The sequence below is a fragment of the Mycobacterium sp. 1245499.0 genome (assembly GCF_001673615.1).
Classification (GTDB): Bacteria; Actinomycetota; Actinomycetes; order Mycobacteriales; family Mycobacteriaceae; genus Mycobacterium; species Mycobacterium europaeum_A.
Genome location: NZ_LZMG01000354.1, coordinates 1 through 19,112, shown reverse-complemented (window position 1 = coordinate 19,112; position 19,112 = coordinate 1). Strand labels below are relative to the sequence as shown.

Below are 19,112 nucleotides of genomic sequence, written 5' to 3'. Positions count from 1 at the left end.
CCGCGTTGAGGCGATCGGACCCCTGCTAGCTTCCGGCCGCCGGTTTCCAGAGCACATCACCGTCGGGGTTGGCCACCCGCGACAGGATGAACAGCAGATCCGAGAGGCGGTTCAGGTATTTCGCGGGCAGCACGCTGACCTGCCCGGGCGCGGCATCGACCGCGGCCCACGCCGACCGCTCGGCTCGGCGCACCACGGTGCGAGCGACGTGCAGAAACGCCGACAACGGCGAACCACCGGGCAGCACAAACGAATTCAGCTTCGGCAAGGGCTCGTTGTACGTGTCACACCACTTTTCGAGCCGATCGATGTAAGGCTGGGTGACCCGCAGCGGGGGATATTCCGGGTTGTCGACCACGGGGGTCGACAGATCCGCGCCGGCGTCGAACAAGTCGTTTTGAATCTGGCGCAATACGCTGGTGAGCTGCTCGTCGGGCCGGCCGACGGCGACCGCGACACCGATCGCCGCGTTGGCTTCGTCGCAATCGGCGTAGGCCACCAGCCGGGGATCGTTCTTGGAGACCCGGGAGAAGTCGCTCAATCCCGTGGTGCCGTCGTCGCCGGTTCGCGTGTAGATGCGAGTCAGGTGTACAGCCATGAGCAAACCGTACTCGGGTGTGGCTCGGCCGACTGACAAGGCGATACCGCTTCACTAGACTGACGCGGGTGGCTGAGCGATTCGTGGTGACCGGCGGCAACCGGTTGTCAGGCGAAGTCGCAGTAGGGGGCGCGAAAAACAGCGTGCTCAAGCTGATGGCCGCAACGCTGCTGGCCGAAGGCACCAGCACGATCACGAACTGCCCCGACATCCTGGACGTGCCGTTGATGGCCGAGGTGCTGCGCGGGCTGGGCGCGACCGTCGAACTGGACGGCGACGTCGCCCGCATCACCTCTCCGGACGAGCCGAAATATGACGCCGACTTCGCCGCGGTCCGGCAGTTTCGCGCGTCGGTGTGCGTGCTGGGACCGCTGGTCGGCCGGTGCAAGCGCGCTCGTGTCGCGCTGCCCGGTGGTGACGCGATCGGTTCGCGCCCACTGGACATGCATCAGGCCGGCCTGCGCCAGCTCGGCGCGCAATGCAACATCGAGCACGGATGCGTGGTGGCGCAGGCCGATACGCTGCGCGGCGCGGAGATTCAGCTGGAGTTCCCCTCGGTGGGAGCCACTGAGAACATTCTGATGGCCGCGGTCGTGGCCGAGGGCGTGACCGTCATCCACAACGCGGCACGCGAGCCCGACGTCGTCGACCTGTGCACGATGTTGAACCAGATGGGCGCGCAGATCGAAGGCGCCGGTTCGCCGACCATGACCATCACCGGCGTCCCGAAGCTGCACCCGACCGAGCATCGCGTCATCGGGGATCGCATCGTCGCCGCCACGTGGGGGATCGCTGCCGCGATCACCCGCGGTGACATCACGGTGACGGGCATCGACCCGGCACACCTGCAGGTGGTGCTGCACAAATTGCACGACGCCGGCGCCACCGTGACCCAGACCGACGACAGCTTCCGGGTGGCGCAGTACGAGCGCCCCAAGGCCGTCAACGTGGCGACCCTGCCATATCCCGGATTCCCGACCGACCTGCAGCCGATGGCCATCGCCTTAGCCTCGATCGCCGACGGCACCTCGATGATCACCGAGAACGTATTCGAGGCGCGCTTTCGGTTCGTCGAGGAAATGATTCGCCTGGGCGCCGATGCCCGCACCGACGGACACCATGCCGTCGTTCGGGGGCTGCCGCAATTGTCGAGCGCGCCGGTGTGGTGTTCGGACATCCGGGCCGGCGCGGGCCTGGTATTGGCCGGGCTTGTCGCCGACGGAGACACCGAGGTCCACGACGTGTTCCACATCGATCGCGGCTACCCGTTGTTCGTGGAAAACCTGGCGATTTTGGGAGCGGAGATCGAGCGGGTACAGTAACCAAAGTCAGTGCCCCACAAGCGCGGTCACCAACGCGAAGGTGGACGAGAGCGGGGCCTTGACTCCCTCGCTGGATTGGTACTAGCCTGGCACGGCTGCTCCCGAGACGGTCTCTAGCAGATCAAAACTGGGAGTTGACTTACCTGCCGGATCTGTATTAAGCTGGCAGGGTTGCCCCAAAACGGGCGAAACAAGTGTTGTTTGAGAACTCAATAGTGTGTTTGGTCTTTTTATTTGTTGTTGTTTTTTGACCATACTTCGCACCCCCCGTGTGTGGGTATGGTCGTTTTTTTGATGCCAGTTTTTGGTGTCTTTTTGTTAGGTCAGATTATCTCTGATTTGAAATTCACCTCGTTCTGCGAGGAGATTTTGTTTGGAGAGTTTGATCCTGGCTCAGGACGAACGCTGGCGGCGTGCTTAACACATGCAAGTCGAACGGAAAGGCCTCTTCGGAGGTACTCGAGTGGCGAACGGGTGAGTAACACGTGGGCAATCTGCCCTGCACTTCGGGATAAGCCTGGGAAACTGGGTCTAATACCGGATAGGACCTTTAGACGCATGTCTTTTGGTGGAAAGCTTTTGCGGTGTGGGATGGGCCCGCGGCCTATCAGCTTGTTGGTGGGGTGATGGCCTACCAAGGCGACGACGGGTAGCCGGCCTGAGAGGGTGTCCGGCCACACTGGGACTGAGATACGGCCCAGACTCCTACGGGAGGCAGCAGTGGGGAATATTGCACAATGGGCGCAAGCCTGATGCAGCGACGCCGCGTGGGGGATGACGGCCTTCGGGTTGTAAACCTCTTTCACCATCGACGAAGGTCCGGGTTTTCTCGGATTGACGGTAGGTGGAGAAGAAGCACCGGCCAACTACGTGCCAGCAGCCGCGGTAATACGTAGGGTGCGAGCGTTGTCCGGAATTACTGGGCGTAAAGAGCTCGTAGGTGGTTTGTCGCGTTGTTCGTGAAATCTCACGGCTTAACTGTGAGCGTGCGGGCGATACGGGCAGACTAGAGTACTGCAGGGGAGACTGGAATTCCTGGTGTAGCGGTGGAATGCGCAGATATCAGGAGGAACACCGGTGGCGAAGGCGGGTCTCTGGGCAGTAACTGACGCTGAGGAGCGAAAGCGTGGGGAGCGAACAGGATTAGATACCCTGGTAGTCCACGCCGTAAACGGTGGGTACTAGGTGTGGGTTTCCTTCCTTGGGATCCGTGCCGTAGCTAACGCATTAAGTACCCCGCCTGGGGAGTACGGCCGCAAGGCTAAAACTCAAAGGAATTGACGGGGGCCCGCACAAGCGGCGGAGCATGTGGATTAATTCGATGCAACGCGAAGAACCTTACCTGGGTTTGACATGCACAGGACGCGTCTAGAGATAGGCGTTCCCTTGTGGCCTGTGTGCAGGTGGTGCATGGCTGTCGTCAGCTCGTGTCGTGAGATGTTGGGTTAAGTCCCGCAACGAGCGCAACCCTTGTCTCATGTTGCCAGCGGGTAATGCCGGGGACTCGTGAGAGACTGCCGGGGTCAACTCGGAGGAAGGTGGGGATGACGTCAAGTCATCATGCCCCTTATGTCCAGGGCTTCACACATGCTACAATGGCCGGTACAAAGGGCTGCGATGCCGTAAGGTTAAGCGAATCCTTTTAAAGCCGGTCTCAGTTCGGATTGGGGTCTGCAACTCGACCCCATGAAGTCGGAGTCGCTAGTAATCGCAGATCAGCAACGCTGCGGTGAATACGTTCCCGGGCCTTGTACACACCGCCCGTCACGTCATGAAAGTCGGTAACACCCGAAGCCAGTGGCCTAACCTTTTGGAGGGAGCTGTCGAAGGTGGGATCGGCGATTGGGACGAAGTCGTAACAAGGTAGCCGTACCGGAAGGTGCGGCTGGATCACCTCCTTTCTAAGGAGCACCACGAAAAGCACTCCAATTGGTGGAGTGCGAGCCGTGAGGGGTTCTCGTCTGTAGTGGACGAAAACCGGGTGCACAACAGCAAATGATTGCCAGACACACTATTGGGCCCTGAGACAACACTCGGTCGATCCGTGTGGAGTCCCTCCATCTTGGTGGTGGGGTGTGGTGTTTGAGTATTGGATAGTGGTTGCGAGCATCTAGATGAACGCGTGGTCCTTCGTGACCGGCGTGTTCATCGAAATGTGTAATTTCTTTTTTAACTCTTGTGTGTAAGTAAGTGTTTAAGGGCGCATGGTGGATGCCTTGGCATCGAGAGCCGATGAAGGACGTGGGAGGCTGCGATATGCCTCGGGGAGCTGTCAACCAAGCATTGATCCGAGGATTTCCGAATGGGGAAACCCAGCACGAGTGATGTCGTGTTACCCGTATCTGAATATATAGGGTGCGGGAGGTAACGCGGGGAAGTGAAACATCTCAGTACCCGTAGGAGAAGAAAACAATTGTGATTCCGTCAGTAGTGGCGAGCGAACGCGGAACAGGCTAAACCGCACGCATGTATAACCGGGTAGGGGTTGTGTGCGCGGTGTTGTGGGATTGATATGTCTCAGCTCTACCTGGCTGAGGGGTAGTCAGAAAGTGTCGTGGTTAGCAGAAATGGCCTGGGATGGCCTGCCGTAGACGGTGAGAGCCCGGTACGCGAAAACCCGTCACCTACCTAGTATCAACTCCCGAGTAGCAGCGGGCCCGTGGAATCTGCTGTGAATCTGCCGGGACCACCCGGTAAGCCTAAATACTTCTCGATGACCGATAGCGGATTAGTACCGTGAGGGAATGGTGAAAAGTACCCCGGGAGGGGAGTGAAATAGTACCTGAAACCGTGTGCCTACAATCCGTCAAAGCCTCCTCGTGGGGTGATGGCGTGCCTTTTGAAGAATGAGCCTGCGAGTCAGGGACACGTCGCGAGGTTAACCCGTGCGGGGTAGCCGCAGCGAAAGCGAGTCTGAATAGGGCGCATCCCCTTTGGGGTGTAGTGGCGTGTTCTGGACCCGAAGCGGAGTGATCTACCCATGGCCAGGGTGAAGCGCGGGTAAGACCGCGTGGAGGCCCGAACCCACTTAGGTTGAAGACTGAGGGGATGAGCTGTGGGTAGGGGTGAAAGGCCAATCAAACTCCGTGATAGCTGGTTCTCCCCGAAATGCATTTAGGTGCAGCGTTGCGTGGTTCACCACGGAGGTAGAGCTACTGGATGGCCGATGGGCCCTACTAGGTTACTGACGTCAGCCAAACTCCGAATGCCGTGGTGTAAAGCGTGGCAGTGAGACGGCGGGGGATAAGCTCCGTACGTCGAAAGGGAAACAGCCCAGATCGCCGGCTAAGGCCCCTAAGCGTGTGCTAAGTGGAAAAGGATGTGTAGTCGCAGAGACAACCAGGAGGTTGGCTTAGAAGCAGCCACCCTTGAAAGAGTGCGTAATAGCTCACTGGTCAAGTGATTATGCGCCGATAATGTAGCGGGGCTCAAGCACACCGCCGAAGCCGCGGCACATTCACGTCTACGTGAATGTGGGTAGGGGAGCGTCCCTCATTCAGCGAAGCCTCCGGGTAACCGGTGGTGGAGGGTGGGGGAGTGAGAATGCAGGCATGAGTAGCGATAAGGCAAGTGAGAACCTTGCCCGCCGTAAGACCAAGGGTTCCTGGGCCAGGCCAGTCCGCCCAGGGTGAGTCGGGACCTAAGGCGAGGCCGACAGGCGTAGTCGATGGACAACGGGTTGATATTCCCGTACCCGTGTATAGGCGTCCCTGATGAATCAGCGGTACTAACCACCCAAAACCGGATCGACCATTCCCCTTCGGGGGCATGGAGTTTCGGGGCTGCGTGGGACCTTCGCTGGTAGTAGTCAAGCGATGGGGTGACGCAGGAAGGTAGCCGTACCAGTCAGTGGTAATACTGGGGCAAGCCCGTAGGGAGAGCGATAGGCAAATCCGTCGCTCATTAATCCCGAGAGGTGATGCATAGCCGATTGAGGCGAATTCGGTGATCCTCTGCTGCCAAGAAAAGCCTCTAGCGAGCACATACACGGCCCGTACCCCAAACCAACACAGGTGGTCAGGTAGAGAATACCAAGGCGTACGAGATAACTATGGTTAAGGAACTCGGCAAAATGCCCCCGTAACTTCGGGAGAAGGGGGGCCGGAATACCGTGAACACCCTTGCGGTGGGAGCGGGATTCGGCCGCAGAAACCAGTGGGTAGCGACTGTTTACTAAAAACACAGGTCCGTGCGAAGTCGCAAGACGATGTATACGGACTGACGCCTGCCCGGTGCTGGAAGGTTAAGAGGACCCGTTAACCGTAAGGTGAAGCGGAGAATTTAAGCCCCAGTAAACGGCGGTGGTAACTATAACCATCCTAAGGTAGCGAAATTCCTTGTCGGGTAAGTTCCGACCTGCACGAATGGCGTAACGACTTCCCAACTGTCTCAACCATAGACTCGGCGAAATTGCACTACGAGTAAAGATGCTCGTTACGCGCGGCAGGACGAAAAGACCCCGGGACCTTCACTACAACTTGGTATTGGTGTTCGGTACGGTTTGTGTAGGATAGGTGGGAGACTGTGAAGTACAGACGCCAGTTTGTATGGAGTCGTTGTTGAAATACCACTCTGATCGTATTGGACACCTAACGTCGAACCCTTATCGGGTTCACGGACAGTGCCTGGCGGGTAGTTTAACTGGGGCGGTTGCCTCCTAAAATGTAACGGAGGCGCCCAAAGGTTCCCTCAACCTGGACGGCAATCAGGTGTTGAGTGTAAGTGCACAAGGGAGCTTGACTGCGAGACTTACAAGTCAAGCAGGGACGAAAGTCGGGACTAGTGATCCGGCACCTCTGAGTGGAAGGGGTGTCGCTCAACGGATAAAAGGTACCCCGGGGATAACAGGCTGATCTTCCCCAAGAGTCCATATCGACGGGATGGTTTGGCACCTCGATGTCGGCTCGTCGCATCCTGGGGCTGGAGCAGGTCCCAAGGGTTGGGCTGTTCGCCCATTAAAGCGGCACGCGAGCTGGGTTTAGAACGTCGTGAGACAGTTCGGTCTCTATCCGCCGCGCGCGTCAGAAACTTGAGGAAACCTGTCCCTAGTACGAGAGGACCGGGACGGACGAACCTCTGGTATACCAGTTGTCCCACCAGGGGCACGGCTGGATAGCCACGTTCGGACAGGATAACCGCTGAAAGCATCTAAGCGGGAAACCTTCTCCAAGATCAGGTTTCTCACCCTTTTAGAGGGATAAGGCCCCCCGCAGACCACGGGTTCGATAGGCCAGACCTGGAAGCCCAGTAATGGGTGCAGGGAACTGGCACTAACCGGCCGAAAACTTACCAACACACAATCGCAACCACAGTCCAATTCACGGCAGCAATGCCGCGAACACCGCACCCCCCACCAAACAAATTTAAATAGAGTTACGGCGGCCACAGCGACAGGGAAACGCCCGGTCCCATTCCGAACCCGGAAGCTAAGCCTGTCAGCGCCGATGATACTGCCCATACGGGTGGAAAAGTAGGACACCGCCGAACATACACAAAAACACCCCCGGCAACGGGGGTGTTTTTGCATGCGCAATTAGTCGAAAAGTGTCAAAGTCACCCGTTGCTTTTCTAATTCGAGCAATGTGCGCTTTCGGCCGAGTCCGCCGCCGAAGCCCGTGAGGCTTCCATTGGCACCGATGACGCGATGGCAGGGAACGACGATGGCGATCGGGTTGTGGCCGTTGGCCAACCCGACGGCGCGGGCGGCGCCCGGCGCTCCGATCTGCTCGGCGATTTCGCCGTACGAGCGCGTTTCGCCGTAAGGAATGGTCAGCAGCGCCCGCCATACTCGGCGCTGAAATTCGGTGCCGCGCAGGTCGAGCTCGACATCAAAATTCGTCAGCTCGCCGGCGAAATACGCGGCGAGTTGTTCGACAGCCTCACCGAACGCCCGGGGGTTCGGTGACCAGTCGGCGCGGCTCGGTTCATAGGTCTGGTCGACCATTCGCAGATTGGTTAGCACGGAGCCGCGACCGGCCAGGGTCAGCAGCCCGATCGGGCTGTCGATGGTGCGGTACTCGATCATGTGCGCCACTCCTCTCCCCGCAAGCGGGAGGTGCCCCCGCATCGCTTCGTCCCCCGCAAGCGGGAGGTCCCCCCGCAAGCGGGAGGTCCCCCCGCTGCCTCGTCGCCGGCGCGAATCATGCGACCTCCTGTGGCGGCCAATGGTTTACCGGATGCTCGAGAGTGGTCCAAAGGTACTGGGTGGCATAAGAACGCCACGGACGCCACCGTGCGGCGCGAGCGGCGAGGGACCGTTCGTCGGACGGCAGGCCCAGCTGTTCGGCGGCCAGGCGCACGCCCAGATCGCTGGCGGGAAACGCGTCGGGATCGCCGAGGCCGCGCATGGCGATGACCTCCGCGGTCCACGGGCCCACCCCGGGTAGGGCGAGCAGTTGCGTTCGGGCCCTTTCCCAGTCGCACCCGGGGCTCAGCACCACACTGCCGTCGGCGAGGCCGGCGACCAAAGCGCTCAGGGTTCGTTGCCGGGCTCTGGGCACCGCCAGATGAACCGGATCGATCTCGGCCAACTGCTCGACGGACGGGAAGGTGTGGGTCAGCGATCCCTCCCGATCGTCGATCGGCTGCCCATAGGCAGCGACCAGGCGGCCCGCATGGGTGCTCGCCGCCTTGGTGGACACCTGCTGGCCCAGCACCGCACGCACCGCGAGCTCGGCCTCGTCGACCGTGCGCGGAATTCGCTGTCCGGGCGCCTTGGCTACGACGGCGGCGAACTCGTCGTCCGCGCCGAGCGCATCGTCCACGGCTTGCGGGTCGGCATCGAGGTCCAGCAGACGCCGGCAGCGCGCGATGGCCGTCGTCAGATCGCGAAAGTCGTCGAGCACGAGCACGCAACGGACGTGATCGAGGGCGGGCGTCAGGGCGACGATCGCGTTGCCGAACGGCAGGCGCAGGCTGCGCCGATAGGCGCCATCGCGGATCTCCTCACAACCGGGAACCGTGCCCGCCGCCAGATGACCGAAGACACCGGCGTACGCGAAGGGCGTGCGCACCGGGAGCCGGAGGCTCACCGTGCCAGGCGAATTCGGGGCCGACGCGGCGCGTGTCACCGCGCGCCGCCGCAGCGCGCTCGGTGTGTTCTCGAACACCGAGCGCACGGTGTCGTTGAACTGACGGATGCTGGAAAAGCCCGCGGCGAATGCGACGTCGCCGAACGGCAGATCCGTCGTCTCGATCAGCACGCGCGCGGTTTGCGCCCGTTGCGCACGGGCCAGGGCTAGCGGGCCGGCCCCCACCTCGGCCTGCAGGAGGCGCTCCAGCTGCCGGGTGGTGTAACCGAGTTCGGCGGCCAGGCCGGTGACTCCCGCACGGTCCACCGCGCCGTCGGCGATCAGCCGCATCGTTCGCGCCACGATGTCATCCCGCACGTTCCATTCCGGAGACCCCGGGGAGGCGTCGGGGCGGCACCGCTTGCACGCGCGGAAGCCGGCGCGCTGCGCGGCCGCCGCGGTCGGATAAAACCGCACGTTCCGGGCGAACGGTGGCCGCACCGGGCAGCTGGGCCGGCAATAGATCCGGGTGGTCAGCACCGCGGTGACGAACCAGCCGTCGAACCGGGCGTCCTTCGACTGGACGGCGCGGTAGCAGCGTTCGAAATCGTCGTGCACGGTTCCACACTTACACCCAGCCCCCGACAAAACTGGCGGAAAAGCGACATCGTCGTGGGATGCACCCGCGCGACCTATTCAACCTGGTGGGCGGCGCACCATCCGATGCGCCTTTCTCGTCCATTCGAGCTATTTCCAGCGCGCGATGGTATTAACTGTGACGCAACTCGCTGGCTCCTTTGCTATCGCCCGAACCGGGGTGAGCGAGTTCGGGGAAAGGCGAACCGATGACGCGGCTAGCGACGTGGTGGGCGCAAGACGACCACTTCGATTGGCTGACAGGTTATTTGCAGGCCCACGGGCTCAGCACGAGCACCCGCAGGGTTCTCGCCGTGGTGGCGTCCTCGTTGGTATTGGTGCCCGTCAACGTGCTGTACGGGCCCGTCCCGTTGTATCCGCGTGTGGCGCTGGCGATTTCGGTCGTCGCCGCCGTCTTGGGGCTGGGCATGGCGGCGTTGTGGTTGAGCGGGTGGCCCACCCGACGACAGTCCATCTTCTACATCCTGACCGGCGCCATATCCATTGGTGGCGGTTGTCTGTGGCAGCCTCAGCCACTCGTCGGGCTGATGTCGTGCTCGGCGTTATCGGTCACCGGCGGCTACATCGCGTTCTTCCACACGGTCCGGCTCATGGCGCTGAATTTCGTTCTGGCCAGCGCGATCGGGGCCTGGCAGGCGGTGCGGCTGGCCGCCAGCGGACAGACCCTGCTGGCCTTCACCGGTTACTTTCTGGTCCTGGAACTCAACGTGGTCGTGCCGCTCGCCATCCAGGTCGTGGTGCGCGCGCTGTGGATGGACCTCTTGCGCGCGAACCGTGACCCGCTGACCGGTCTGCTGAACCGGAGAGCCTGCGACCGGGCCATTGTCGGCCGAATGCTGGCCGGCGCCCATCACATGTTTCTGGCGGTCGCCATGGTCGATCTCGACCGCTTCAAAGAGCTCAACGACAGTCGCGGACACGCCGCCGGCGACGAGGCGCTGATCGCTGTGGCGGGCACCTTGACCACCGCGTGCGGCGAGACCGCTGTGGTCGGGCGAGTCGGCGGGGAGGAATTCCTGGTCGCCGACATCGTGACGACAGAACAGCTGCCGGACTGGGGTCGGCAGCTCTGCGACGCCGTGGCCGGGGTGGACGTGTCGGTGACCGCCAGCGTCGGAATCGCCACGCTGGCGCTGAGCAACGTGGTCTCGGACTACGCCGAGCACGCGTTTCACCAGTTGGTCGCCCATGCCGACACCGCGATGTACGAGGCCAAGCGGTGTGGCGGTAATCAGACCCGTCACCACCAGATCGCGGTCTGAGCGGTATCCGCGGGGGCGCGTTGCGTTCAGCTGATCGGATCCTTCGTCGAGTGGTGTTCTACCGCCGCGGCGGCGGCGATGAAGTCGCGTGCCGAGCGAGACAGCGGTCGATCGGAATTCCAGATCATGCCGACATCGCGATAGGCGTCCGCGTCGGCCAGCCGCAGCACCCGCACCCCCGGCGCGTACTCGCTGCCGTCGATGGGCACCAGGCTGACGCCCAGTCCCGCGGCGACTAAGCCGGCGACCGTCGTGAGGGTCGGGGCCTCCAATCCGATGCGGGGCCGAAACTGCGCCGCCGCACAGAGCTCGTCGAGCAGTCCCCGCATGCCGAATCCGCGGTGCATCGTCACGAAGCGCTCGCCGGCCAGATCGATCATGGACACCGCCGCACCGTGCGAAAAGCGGTGGTCCTGGGGCACGGCGATGCCCAGCCGTTGACGAAACAGGCTGCGCCAGGCCAGCGTTCGTTTGCGCGGCCGTGGCGATACCACGCCGATGTCGACGACGCCGGACCGCACGCGATCGCCGATCGACTCGGCGGGCCCTTCCTCCAGCGCGAACGTCACCCGCGGTGACGATTCCCCGAACTTCGCGATCAACCTTGGAATTACGGTCGATCCGAACGAGCTCAGAAAGGCCAACCGGATCTCGCTGACGGCCGGGTTTGTCAGGTCATCGATCTCGCGCCGGGCCGAATCGAGCTCGAGCTGGGCCCGCCGCGCGTGCTCATAGAAGATCCGGCCGTACGTGTTGAGGGCAAGGCGCCTGCCGTGCCGGTCGAACAGCGGCGTCCCCACCTGTTGTTCCAGGCGAGCCAGCATCCGGGTCAGCGTCGGCTGGGCGACATGGAGCTGCTGTGCCGCCGCCGTGACGTGCTGCAATTCGGCGAGTGTGATGAACCACTCGTAGTCGCCGTCCGGCATGCAACCACCTCTGCTTATGTGTTTGACGCATCATAAGCACCGAAATAATTCATTTCCTTTTCGGCTGCACGGCCCGAAGCATTGTTGGCATGCCTCACGTCGTCGCGCATCGGGCCGGATCCAAGGGATATCGGCGAATGACGATCGCGCTGTACGGTGCCGGCCTGTCCAGTTTCGCGGCCATGTACTGCACGCAGGCGCTGCTCCCGGCGTTGTCGGCGTCCTACCGGATCACGCCGGCGACCGCGGCGTTGACGGTTTCGCTGACGACGGGCATGTTGGCGCTGTCGATCATCCCGGCGAGCGTGCTGTCCGAGCGCTACGGACGCATCACCGTGATGCTGACGTCGGGCATAGCGTCCAGCGTTATCGGGCTGTTGCTGCCGCTGAGTCCCACCCTCGGCGTGCTACTGGCCGGACGCGCGCTGCATGGCGTCGCGCTGGCCGGCATACCGGCGGTCGCCATGGCATTCCTGGCCGAGGAGGTGCACGCCTCGTCGCTCGGTTCGGCGATGGGCCGCTACGTCGCGGGCACCACGGTGGGAGGGCTGGTCGGGCGGATCGTGCCGTCCCTGGTCGTCGACGTCAGCAATTGGCGGGTCGCGCTGTTGGTGTGCTCGGTGATGACGCTTGCCGGCACGGTCGTGTTCGCCCTGTTGGTGCCCCGGTCGCAGTTCTTCAGCCCGAAGGCGGCGAGCGTGCGCGACACCGTGCGCAACCTTGCCGCATATGTGCGAAACCCCGTGCTGCTGAAGCTGTTTGCCTTGGGTTCGGTGGTGATGGGGGCGTTCGTCACGGTGTACAACTACCTCGGATACCGGCTGACGGACCGGCCCTTCGGATTGGCCTCCTCGGTGGTCGGGCTGTTGTTCGTGCTGTACCTGGTGGGCACCTGGACGTCGGTGGTGGCCGGGCGGCTCGCGGACCGCAGGGGCCGCCGGCTCGTGCTCGGCTCGGCATTGCCGATCACCGTGGCCGGCCTGCTGCTCACCGTCCCGCACGCGCTGGCCGTCATCGTCATCGGTGTCGGCGTGTTCACCGGCGGCTTCTTCGCCGCGCACACCGTCGCCAGCGGCTGGGTGGGTGCGGTGGCGCAGCGCGACCGCGCGGAGGCCTCGGCGCTGTACCTGTTCAGCTACTACCTGGGCGGATCGGTGGCCGGCGCCTTGGGCGGCGTCGTGTACGGCAGCGGCGGCTGGCCGGCGACCGTGTTGTTCGTGGGCGGGCTGCTGGCGGCCGGTACCTTGCTCGTCGCAATGTTAGTGCGGCAGACGGCAACTCGGCCCGATGCGCGCCTGGCCGTCGCCGTCGCCCGATGAACCGCTAGGCCTGCGCCTCAGCCGGGAGGCGTTCCGACGCACACGCCACCGGCGCAGGCACCCGCACCGCCCGGTCCCGCCGACGCCCCGGCACCCGGGACGCCCGCGCTGGCCCCGCCGGGTCCGGCGCCGGCCCCCGAACCGCCCGGTCCGGCGGTGGTCGCACCGCCCGGCCCGACGCCCGGTCCACCGCCGCCCGGTCCGCCGGTCCCCGGCGCCGTCGGAGCGGTTGTCGTGACGCTCGCCGGCGTCGTGACGGTGGTGGTGACGGTCGACGTGCTGGGGTTCTTGTTGTCCTTGCCCGAGCTGCAACCCGCGGTCAACGAACTCAAGGCGATCGCCGCGGCGATTCCCGCGGCGACCGAAACACGGGTGACTCCACTACCGGTCATGCGCAAACCAATCTCTGAGGGGTCAGTTCTTGTGTCCCTCTACCCATTTCGGTCTGATATCAACCGTGTCCGGCCGACGGGTCGTCCACCGCGACGGGCACCGCCAGTCGGGTGGGACGCTCATGGCCGCGCAGGGTCACGCTGTCGCCCAGAGACCAACGCGCCCGCTCGGTTTCGCTGGCGCGCTCGATCGCGTCGGCCGTCGCGAGCAGCCGGCTCGCGTGCGCCTTGGCCAGCTCGCACAGCCGGGCCGCCTCGTTGACCGGCTCACCGATCACGGTGTATTCGAAGCGCTCCCTGGCACCGACGTTTCCGGCCACGGCTTGGCCGGCCGCCACGCCGATGCCCGCCGACAGCTCAGACATTTCGTTGGCCAGCCGTTCGGAGATGCTGCGCCCGGCGGCAAGGGCCGCGTCTTCCGGTGAATCAAGGCGGTTGGGAGCCCCGAAGATCGCCAGCGTCGCATCGCCCTCGAACTTGTTGACCAGCCCGCAATAACGGTCCACCTCTTCGACGACGATCCCGAAAAATTGGTTGAGCACGGCCACCACCTCGGCCGGCGGGCGGCTGGTCACCAACTGGGTGGAGCCGATGATGTCGATGAATACGACTGCGACATGGCGTTCTTCGCCGCCCAGCTTCGGCTTCTCGCGTTCGGCGGCCAGGGCCACTTCGCGCCCCACGTGGCGGCCGAAGAGGTCGCGAACGCGTTCGCGCTCGCGCAGTCCGTTGACCATCGCGTTGAAGCCGCGCTGCAGCTCGCCGAGTTCGGTGCCGTCGAATACCACCAATTCGCCGCGCAGATCACCCTTTTCGACGCGCTGAAGCGCGGCCCGCACCACGCGCACCGGTGTCGCGGTCAGCCACGCCAGGATCCACATCAGGATGCAGCCGAAGATCAGCGCCGCCGACGACACGATCAGGACACCGACTGCGAACTGGGTCTGGGTGAGATTGTTCAGCCAGATCTCGAACAGCGTCAAGAGCGCGATGCCGATGACCGGAACACCTGAACCGAGGAACCACACCGTCATGGTCCGGCCCATGATCCCGGCCGCCAGCCGACGGGGCGGCGGACCGGCCTCGAGCGCCTGAGCCGCCACCGGACGCAACGCGAACTCGGCGAGCAGATAACTGCCGGTGGCCACCAGCACACCGCAGAAACTCACCCCGACCAGGAAGCGGGGGATGAACATCGTGTTGACCAGGCCGTAGAGGACCGAATACAGCACCGCCCCGGTTCCCCACAGGACGAGGTCGACCAACGCGATCCGCCACGGGGCGATGAACGTGTTGCGTTCGTCCTCGGGCGTCGGCGCGCGCTCCTCGATGGCCCACCGCAACGCCAGCACGGTCCTGCGGGTGATCCAAAACGTGCCCAGCGTCAGCGCCAGCAGGATGTAGGCCGGTGACACCCCGAACGTGAGCCACGCCGGTGCGTCGTCGAAGATGCTCGGTACCGGGATGGCGACGGTGACCAAGATCAGCCCCGCGACGATCCCGACCAGGTTCGCCCCCAGCACCAGGACGGTCATGATGATCTGGATGCGTACCCGGCGACGGCCCTGGCTTTCCGACACCCGCCCCAGCAGCAGGGAGCCGTACGCGGGCGTGGCCGGCAGACGGCCGCTCTGACGGGTGACCCGCTCGAGCACCCGGCCTATTCGCTGCGCCACGGACTGGTTGGCCGACATGGTGGCGTCAGCCTAATTTGTCGGCGACGCTCTAAGGTGAGTCGGGTGCGTCTAGTGATCGCTCAATGCACCGTGGACTATGTCGGCCGGCTCACCGCGCATCTGCCCTCCGCACGCAGGTTGTTGTTGTTCAAGGCCGACGGATCGGTCAGCGTGCACGCCGACGACCGCGCCTACAAGCCGCTGAACTGGATGAGCCCGCCGTGCTGGCTGACCGAGGAGCCCGGTGATCGATCGCCGGTGTGGGTGGTCGAGAACAAGGCGGGCGAGCAACTGCGCATCACCGTCGAGGAGATCGAACACGACTCCAGCCACGAACTCGGCGTCGACCCCGGCCTGGTCAAGGACGGCGTCGAAGCGCACCTGCAGGCGCTGCTCGCCGAGCACGTGCAACTGCTCGGCGAGGGATACACGCTGGTTCGCCGCGAGTACATGACGGCCATCGGTCCGGTCGATCTGCTATGCCGCGACGAACACGGGGGCTCGGTGGCGGTGGAGATCAAGCGGCGCGGCGAGATCGACGGCGTCGAACAACTCACCCGGTACCTGGAATTGCTCAACCGCGACACCGTGCTCGCGCCGGTCCGGGGAGTGTTCGCCGCCCAGCAGATCAAACCGCAGGCCCGCACGCTCGCCACCGATCGCGGTATCCGTTGTCTGACATTGGATTACGACAAGATGCGCGGCATGGACAGTGACGAGTACCGGCTCTTCTGACGGTTCGCCACTACACTGACCGGATGGCTCGGCGCCGCCCCCCGCCACGTCGGCAGCGGCCGTTGGCGCCGCCCCCGGCCCTGCGGCGGGTGGAGGTCGGCCCGGACGGCCACGAGTACGAGGTTCGGCCCGTACCGGCGGCCCGGGCGGCCAAGACCTATCGGTGTCCCGGCTGCGACCACGAAATACGTTCCGGCTCAGCGCATCTGGTGGTATGGCCCACCGATTCGACGCTCGCAGGCGGCCCCGGACAGGTGGAGGACCGCCGGCATTGGCACACGCCGTGCTGGACGCACCGCGCTACCCGCGGTCCGACCAGGAAGTGGTCGTGAGGGTCGGCGTCTCAGGCGGCCGGCTCGACGAGCTCGATCAGGACTCCGCCACCGTCCTTGGGGTGGATGAAGTTGATCCGCGAGTTTGCCGTGCCGCGCCGGGGCGCGTCGTAGATCAGCCGCACACCCTGCTCGCGCAGCTGGGCGACCAAGGCGTCGAGGTCGCTGACCCGAACGGCCATCTGCTGGATGCCCGGCCCGCGCTTGTCGAGGAACTTGGCGATCGTCGAGGACTCGTCGATCGGGGCCATCAACTGGATCTGTGCGGTGCCCGCCGGAGCGCCGCGCACAGCCAGCATGGCTTCGCGGATTCCCTGCTCCTCGTTGACTTCCTCGTGCACCAGGATCATGCCGAGGGTGTCGTGGTACCAGTCGATGGCGGCGTCCAGGTCGGCGACTGCGATGCCGACGTGATCGATCGCCGTCACCAGTGAGGTGGCCAGGATCTGACGGGCGTCAACTTGATCGGTCGTCATCACATAACGGTAACCTGGCGGCAAAGATTGCGCTTCCCCGGGAGGCCGAACCGGCCGTCGGCGCAGGATTAGGAGAGTGTCATGACGACGTCGGTGATCGTTGCTGGAGCACGGACACCCATCGGCAAGCTGATGGGTTCGCTGAAGGACTTTTCGGCCAGCGATCTGGGGGCGATCGCGATCGCCGGGGCGCTGGAAAAGGCCTTCCCAAATGTTCAAGAGCCGGGTTCGCTGGTCGACTACGTGATCATGGGCCAGGTGTTGACGGCCGGGGCCGGCCAGATGCCGGCACGCCAGGCGGCCGTGGCGGCCGGGATCGGCTGGGACGTTCCGGCGTTGACCATCAACAAGATGTGTCTGTCCGGCATCGACTCCATCGCGCTGGCTGACCAGCTCATTCGCGCCGGGGAGTTCGACGTCGTGGTGGCCGGCGGCCAAGAGTCCATGACCAAGGCGCCGCACCTGCTGATGGACAGCCGCTCGGGCTACAAGTACGGCGATGTGACGGTGCTGGACCACATGGCCTACGACGGCCTGCACGACGTGTTCACCGACCAGCCGATGGGCGCGCTCACCGAGCAGCGCAACGACGTCGACCAGTTCACCCGGCAGGAGCAGGACGAGTTCGCTGCCCGGTCGCACCAGAAGGCCGCCGCGGCATGGAAGGACGGCGTCTTCACCGACGAAGTGGTGCCGGTCAACATCCCGCAGCGCAAAGGCGATCCGCTGCAGTTCACCGAGGACGAGGGGATCCGCGCCAACACCACCGCCGAGTCGCTGGCCGGCCTCAAGCCGGCCTTCCGCCGTGACGGCACCATCACCGCCGGATCGGCCTCCCAGATCTCCGATGGCGCCGCCGCGGTGGTGGTGATGAGCAAGGCCAAGGCACAGGAGCTGGGGCTGAGCTGGCTGGCAGAGATCGGTGCGCACGGCGTGGTGGCCGGGCCGGATTCCACGCTGCAGTCGCAGCCGGCCAACGCGATCAAGAAGGCGATCGCCCGTGAGGGCATCTCCGTCGACCAGCTCGACGTCATCGAGATCAACGAGGCGTTCTCCGCGGTGGCGCTGGCCTCGACCCGCGAACTGGGCGTGAATCCCGACCTGGTCAACGTCAACGGCGGCGCGATCGCCGTCGGGCATCCGATCGGGATGTCGGGAGCGCGGATCACTCTGCACGCCGCCCTGGAATTGTCGCGACGCGGCTCCGGATACGCCGTCGCGGCGCTGTGTGGGGCCGGCGGACAGGGCGACGCGCTGATTCTGCGCGCGGGTTAGCCGCCCGATCGGACGTTTGCCGACGTTGCTGGCGCGGCGCGCCGGTGGCCGATTGTGATCTTCGTCATATTTGCCGATCACGGGGCTTTTCGGTGGGCGTTTTCGGCCCGCTGCGTCGCCGTCTGAGCGGCTCCGCCACCGGGTGGATGGGTAGCCCGTCCGCATGACAAACTTGACGGCGTGACTCGTCCGCGACCTCCTATCGGCCCCGCCCTGGCTGGTGCGGTCGATCTCTCCGGTCTCAAGCAACGGGCCCAGCCCGCGGCCGGCCCAGCCGCAGGGGCCACACAGTCAGCCGCCGACGGTGACCCCGGCATCATCGCGGTCACCGAGGCCAATTTCGAGGCCGAAGTCTTGCTGCGGTCCGAGGAAGTGCCCGTCGTGGTGTTGTTGTGGTCGCCGCGCAGCGATGCGTGTGTCCAGCTGCTCGACACGTTCGCCGGGCTGGCCGCCCAGGACAATGGCAAGTGGTCGTTGACCACGGTCAACGTCGACGTCGCGCCCCGGGTGGCGCAGATATTCGGTGTCGATGCCGTCCCGACCGTGGTGGCATTGGCCGCCGGGCAGCCGATCTCGAGTTTTCAGGGGATGCAGCCGACCGAGCAGTTGCGCGGCTGGCTGGATCAGATTCTCTCGGCGACCGCCGGAAAGCTTAGGGGCCCAAGCGGTTCCGCGGAGGCCGAGGCGGTCGACCCGGAGCTGGCCGCGGCCCGCCAGCAGCTGGAAGACGGCGACTTCGAGGCGGCTAAGACGTCGTATCAGTCGATCCTGGACGCCAATCCGGCCAACGCCGAAGCCAAGGGCGCGATCCGGCAGATCGAATTCCTCACGCGCGCAACCGCGCAACGCCCGGACGCCGTTGCCGTGGCCGACGCCGCGCCCGGTGACATCGAAGCCGCCCTCGCGGCGGCCGACGTGCAAATCCTCAACCAGGAGGTCGGACCCGCCTTCGATCGCCTGATTGCTTTGGTGCGCAGCACATCCGGCGACGACCGCACCCGAGTGCGCACCAGGTTGGTCGAGCTTTTCGAGCTCTTCGACCCGACTGACCCCGAGGTCGTCGCCGGGCGGCGCAACCTCGCCAACGCGCTGTACTGAGGTTTACTCGGGGGCCAGCCACAGCGCCGACGTG

The 19,112-nt window shown here is 64.3% G+C and carries 14 protein-coding genes and 3 rRNA genes; 10 read left to right on the top strand and 7 right to left on the bottom strand.

Annotation, left to right across the window (positions count from 1 at the left end; genetic code table 11):
• Positions 1–25 precede the first annotated feature (25 nt).
• Positions 26–598: a cob(I)yrinic acid a,c-diamide adenosyltransferase gene (locus A5646_RS22040; protein ID WP_066864595.1), complete on the bottom strand. Its 573-nt coding sequence runs from the start codon at positions 596–598 to the stop codon at positions 26–28.
• A 68-nt stretch (positions 599–666) separates the two neighbouring features.
• Between A5646_RS22040 and murA the strand changes: the two genes are divergently transcribed.
• From murA to rrf, 4 genes are all read left to right on the top strand, one after another.
• Positions 667–1,920: a UDP-N-acetylglucosamine 1-carboxyvinyltransferase gene (gene murA, locus A5646_RS22035; protein ID WP_066864597.1), complete on the top strand. Its 1,254-nt coding sequence runs from the start codon at positions 667–669 to the stop codon at positions 1,918–1,920.
• Positions 1,921–2,290: 370 nt separating this feature from the next.
• Positions 2,291–3,821: ribosomal RNA gene (locus A5646_RS22030) — 16S ribosomal RNA — on the top strand.
• Positions 3,822–4,104: 283 nt separating this feature from the next.
• A 23S ribosomal RNA gene (locus A5646_RS22025) occupies positions 4,105–7,214 on the top strand.
• Positions 7,215–7,294: 80 nt separating this feature from the next.
• A 5S ribosomal RNA gene (gene rrf, locus A5646_RS22020) occupies positions 7,295–7,407 on the top strand.
• Together the 16S, 23S and 5S rRNA genes form the textbook arrangement of a ribosomal RNA operon.
• Before the next feature lie 46 nt (positions 7,408–7,453).
• On the opposite strand, the gene A5646_RS22015 is transcribed toward rrf, so the two are convergent.
• Positions 7,454–7,945 (bottom strand): methylated-DNA--[protein]-cysteine S-methyltransferase, encoded by a 492-nt coding sequence (locus A5646_RS22015; protein WP_067024206.1) that lies wholly within the window; start codon positions 7,943–7,945, stop codon positions 7,454–7,456.
• 115 nt (positions 7,946–8,060) lie between these two features.
• The gene (locus A5646_RS22010) at positions 8,061–9,548 is read right to left on the bottom strand and encodes a DNA-3-methyladenine glycosylase 2 family protein (protein WP_066864604.1); all 1,488 of its coding nucleotides are present in this window, start codon (positions 9,546–9,548) and stop codon (positions 8,061–8,063) included.
• Positions 9,549–9,775: 227 nt separating this feature from the next.
• On the opposite strand from A5646_RS22010, the gene A5646_RS22005 reads away from it, so the two are divergent.
• Positions 9,776–10,849, top strand: coding sequence for a diguanylate cyclase (locus A5646_RS22005; protein WP_067024179.1), 1,074 nt, complete (start codon positions 9,776–9,778; stop codon positions 10,847–10,849).
• A 26-nt stretch (positions 10,850–10,875) separates the two neighbouring features.
• Here the strand turns inward: A5646_RS22005 and A5646_RS22000 are convergent, their stop codons facing one another.
• A complete protein-coding gene (locus A5646_RS22000; RefSeq protein ID WP_067024176.1) occupies positions 10,876–11,775 on the bottom strand; it encodes a LysR family transcriptional regulator in 900 nt (299 codons plus the stop codon).
• Positions 11,776–11,864: 89 nt separating this feature from the next.
• Here A5646_RS22000 and A5646_RS21995 point away from each other — a divergent pair, with 89 nt between their 5' ends.
• Entirely contained in the window at positions 11,865–13,094 is a 1,230-nt protein-coding gene (locus A5646_RS21995) for an MFS transporter (RefSeq protein ID WP_197505258.1), read from the top strand.
• A 17-nt stretch (positions 13,095–13,111) separates the two neighbouring features.
• On the opposite strand, the gene A5646_RS21990 is transcribed toward A5646_RS21995, so the two are convergent.
• Together A5646_RS21990 and A5646_RS21985 are read right to left on the bottom strand one after the other, a co-directional pair.
• Positions 13,112–13,486, bottom strand: coding sequence for a hypothetical protein (locus A5646_RS21990; RefSeq protein ID WP_066879055.1), 375 nt, complete (start codon positions 13,484–13,486; stop codon positions 13,112–13,114).
• Positions 13,487–13,545: 59 nt separating this feature from the next.
• Entirely contained in the window at positions 13,546–15,180 is a 1,635-nt protein-coding gene (locus A5646_RS21985; protein WP_066864623.1) for an adenylate/guanylate cyclase domain-containing protein, read from the bottom strand.
• 45 nt (positions 15,181–15,225) lie between these two features.
• Between A5646_RS21985 and nucS the strand changes: the two genes are divergently transcribed.
• Both nucS and A5646_RS28455 read left to right on the top strand, forming a co-directional pair.
• A complete protein-coding gene (nucS, locus tag A5646_RS21980) occupies positions 15,226–15,897 on the top strand; it encodes an endonuclease NucS (protein WP_067024169.1) in 672 nt (223 codons plus the stop codon).
• Between the two features lie 23 nt (positions 15,898–15,920).
• Entirely contained in the window at positions 15,921–16,229 is a 309-nt protein-coding gene (locus tag A5646_RS28455) for a hypothetical protein (RefSeq protein ID WP_082975945.1), read from the top strand.
• 11 nt (positions 16,230–16,240) lie between these two features.
• Here the strand turns inward: A5646_RS28455 and mce are convergent, their stop codons facing one another.
• Complete coding sequence (gene mce / locus A5646_RS21975; protein ID WP_082972021.1) at positions 16,241–16,708, bottom strand: methylmalonyl-CoA epimerase; 468 nt, start codon at positions 16,706–16,708, stop codon at positions 16,241–16,243.
• Between the two features lie 78 nt (positions 16,709–16,786).
• Between mce and A5646_RS21970 the strand changes: the two genes are divergently transcribed.
• Both A5646_RS21970 and A5646_RS21965 read left to right on the top strand, forming a co-directional pair.
• Positions 16,787–17,980, top strand: a complete 1,194-nt coding sequence (locus A5646_RS21970; RefSeq protein WP_066879060.1) for an acetyl-CoA C-acetyltransferase — start codon at positions 16,787–16,789, stop codon at positions 17,978–17,980.
• A 180-nt stretch (positions 17,981–18,160) separates the two neighbouring features.
• Complete coding sequence (locus A5646_RS21965) at positions 18,161–19,078, top strand: tetratricopeptide repeat protein (RefSeq protein WP_066864634.1); 918 nt, start codon at positions 18,161–18,163, stop codon at positions 19,076–19,078.
• Positions 19,079–19,112 lie beyond the last annotated feature (34 nt).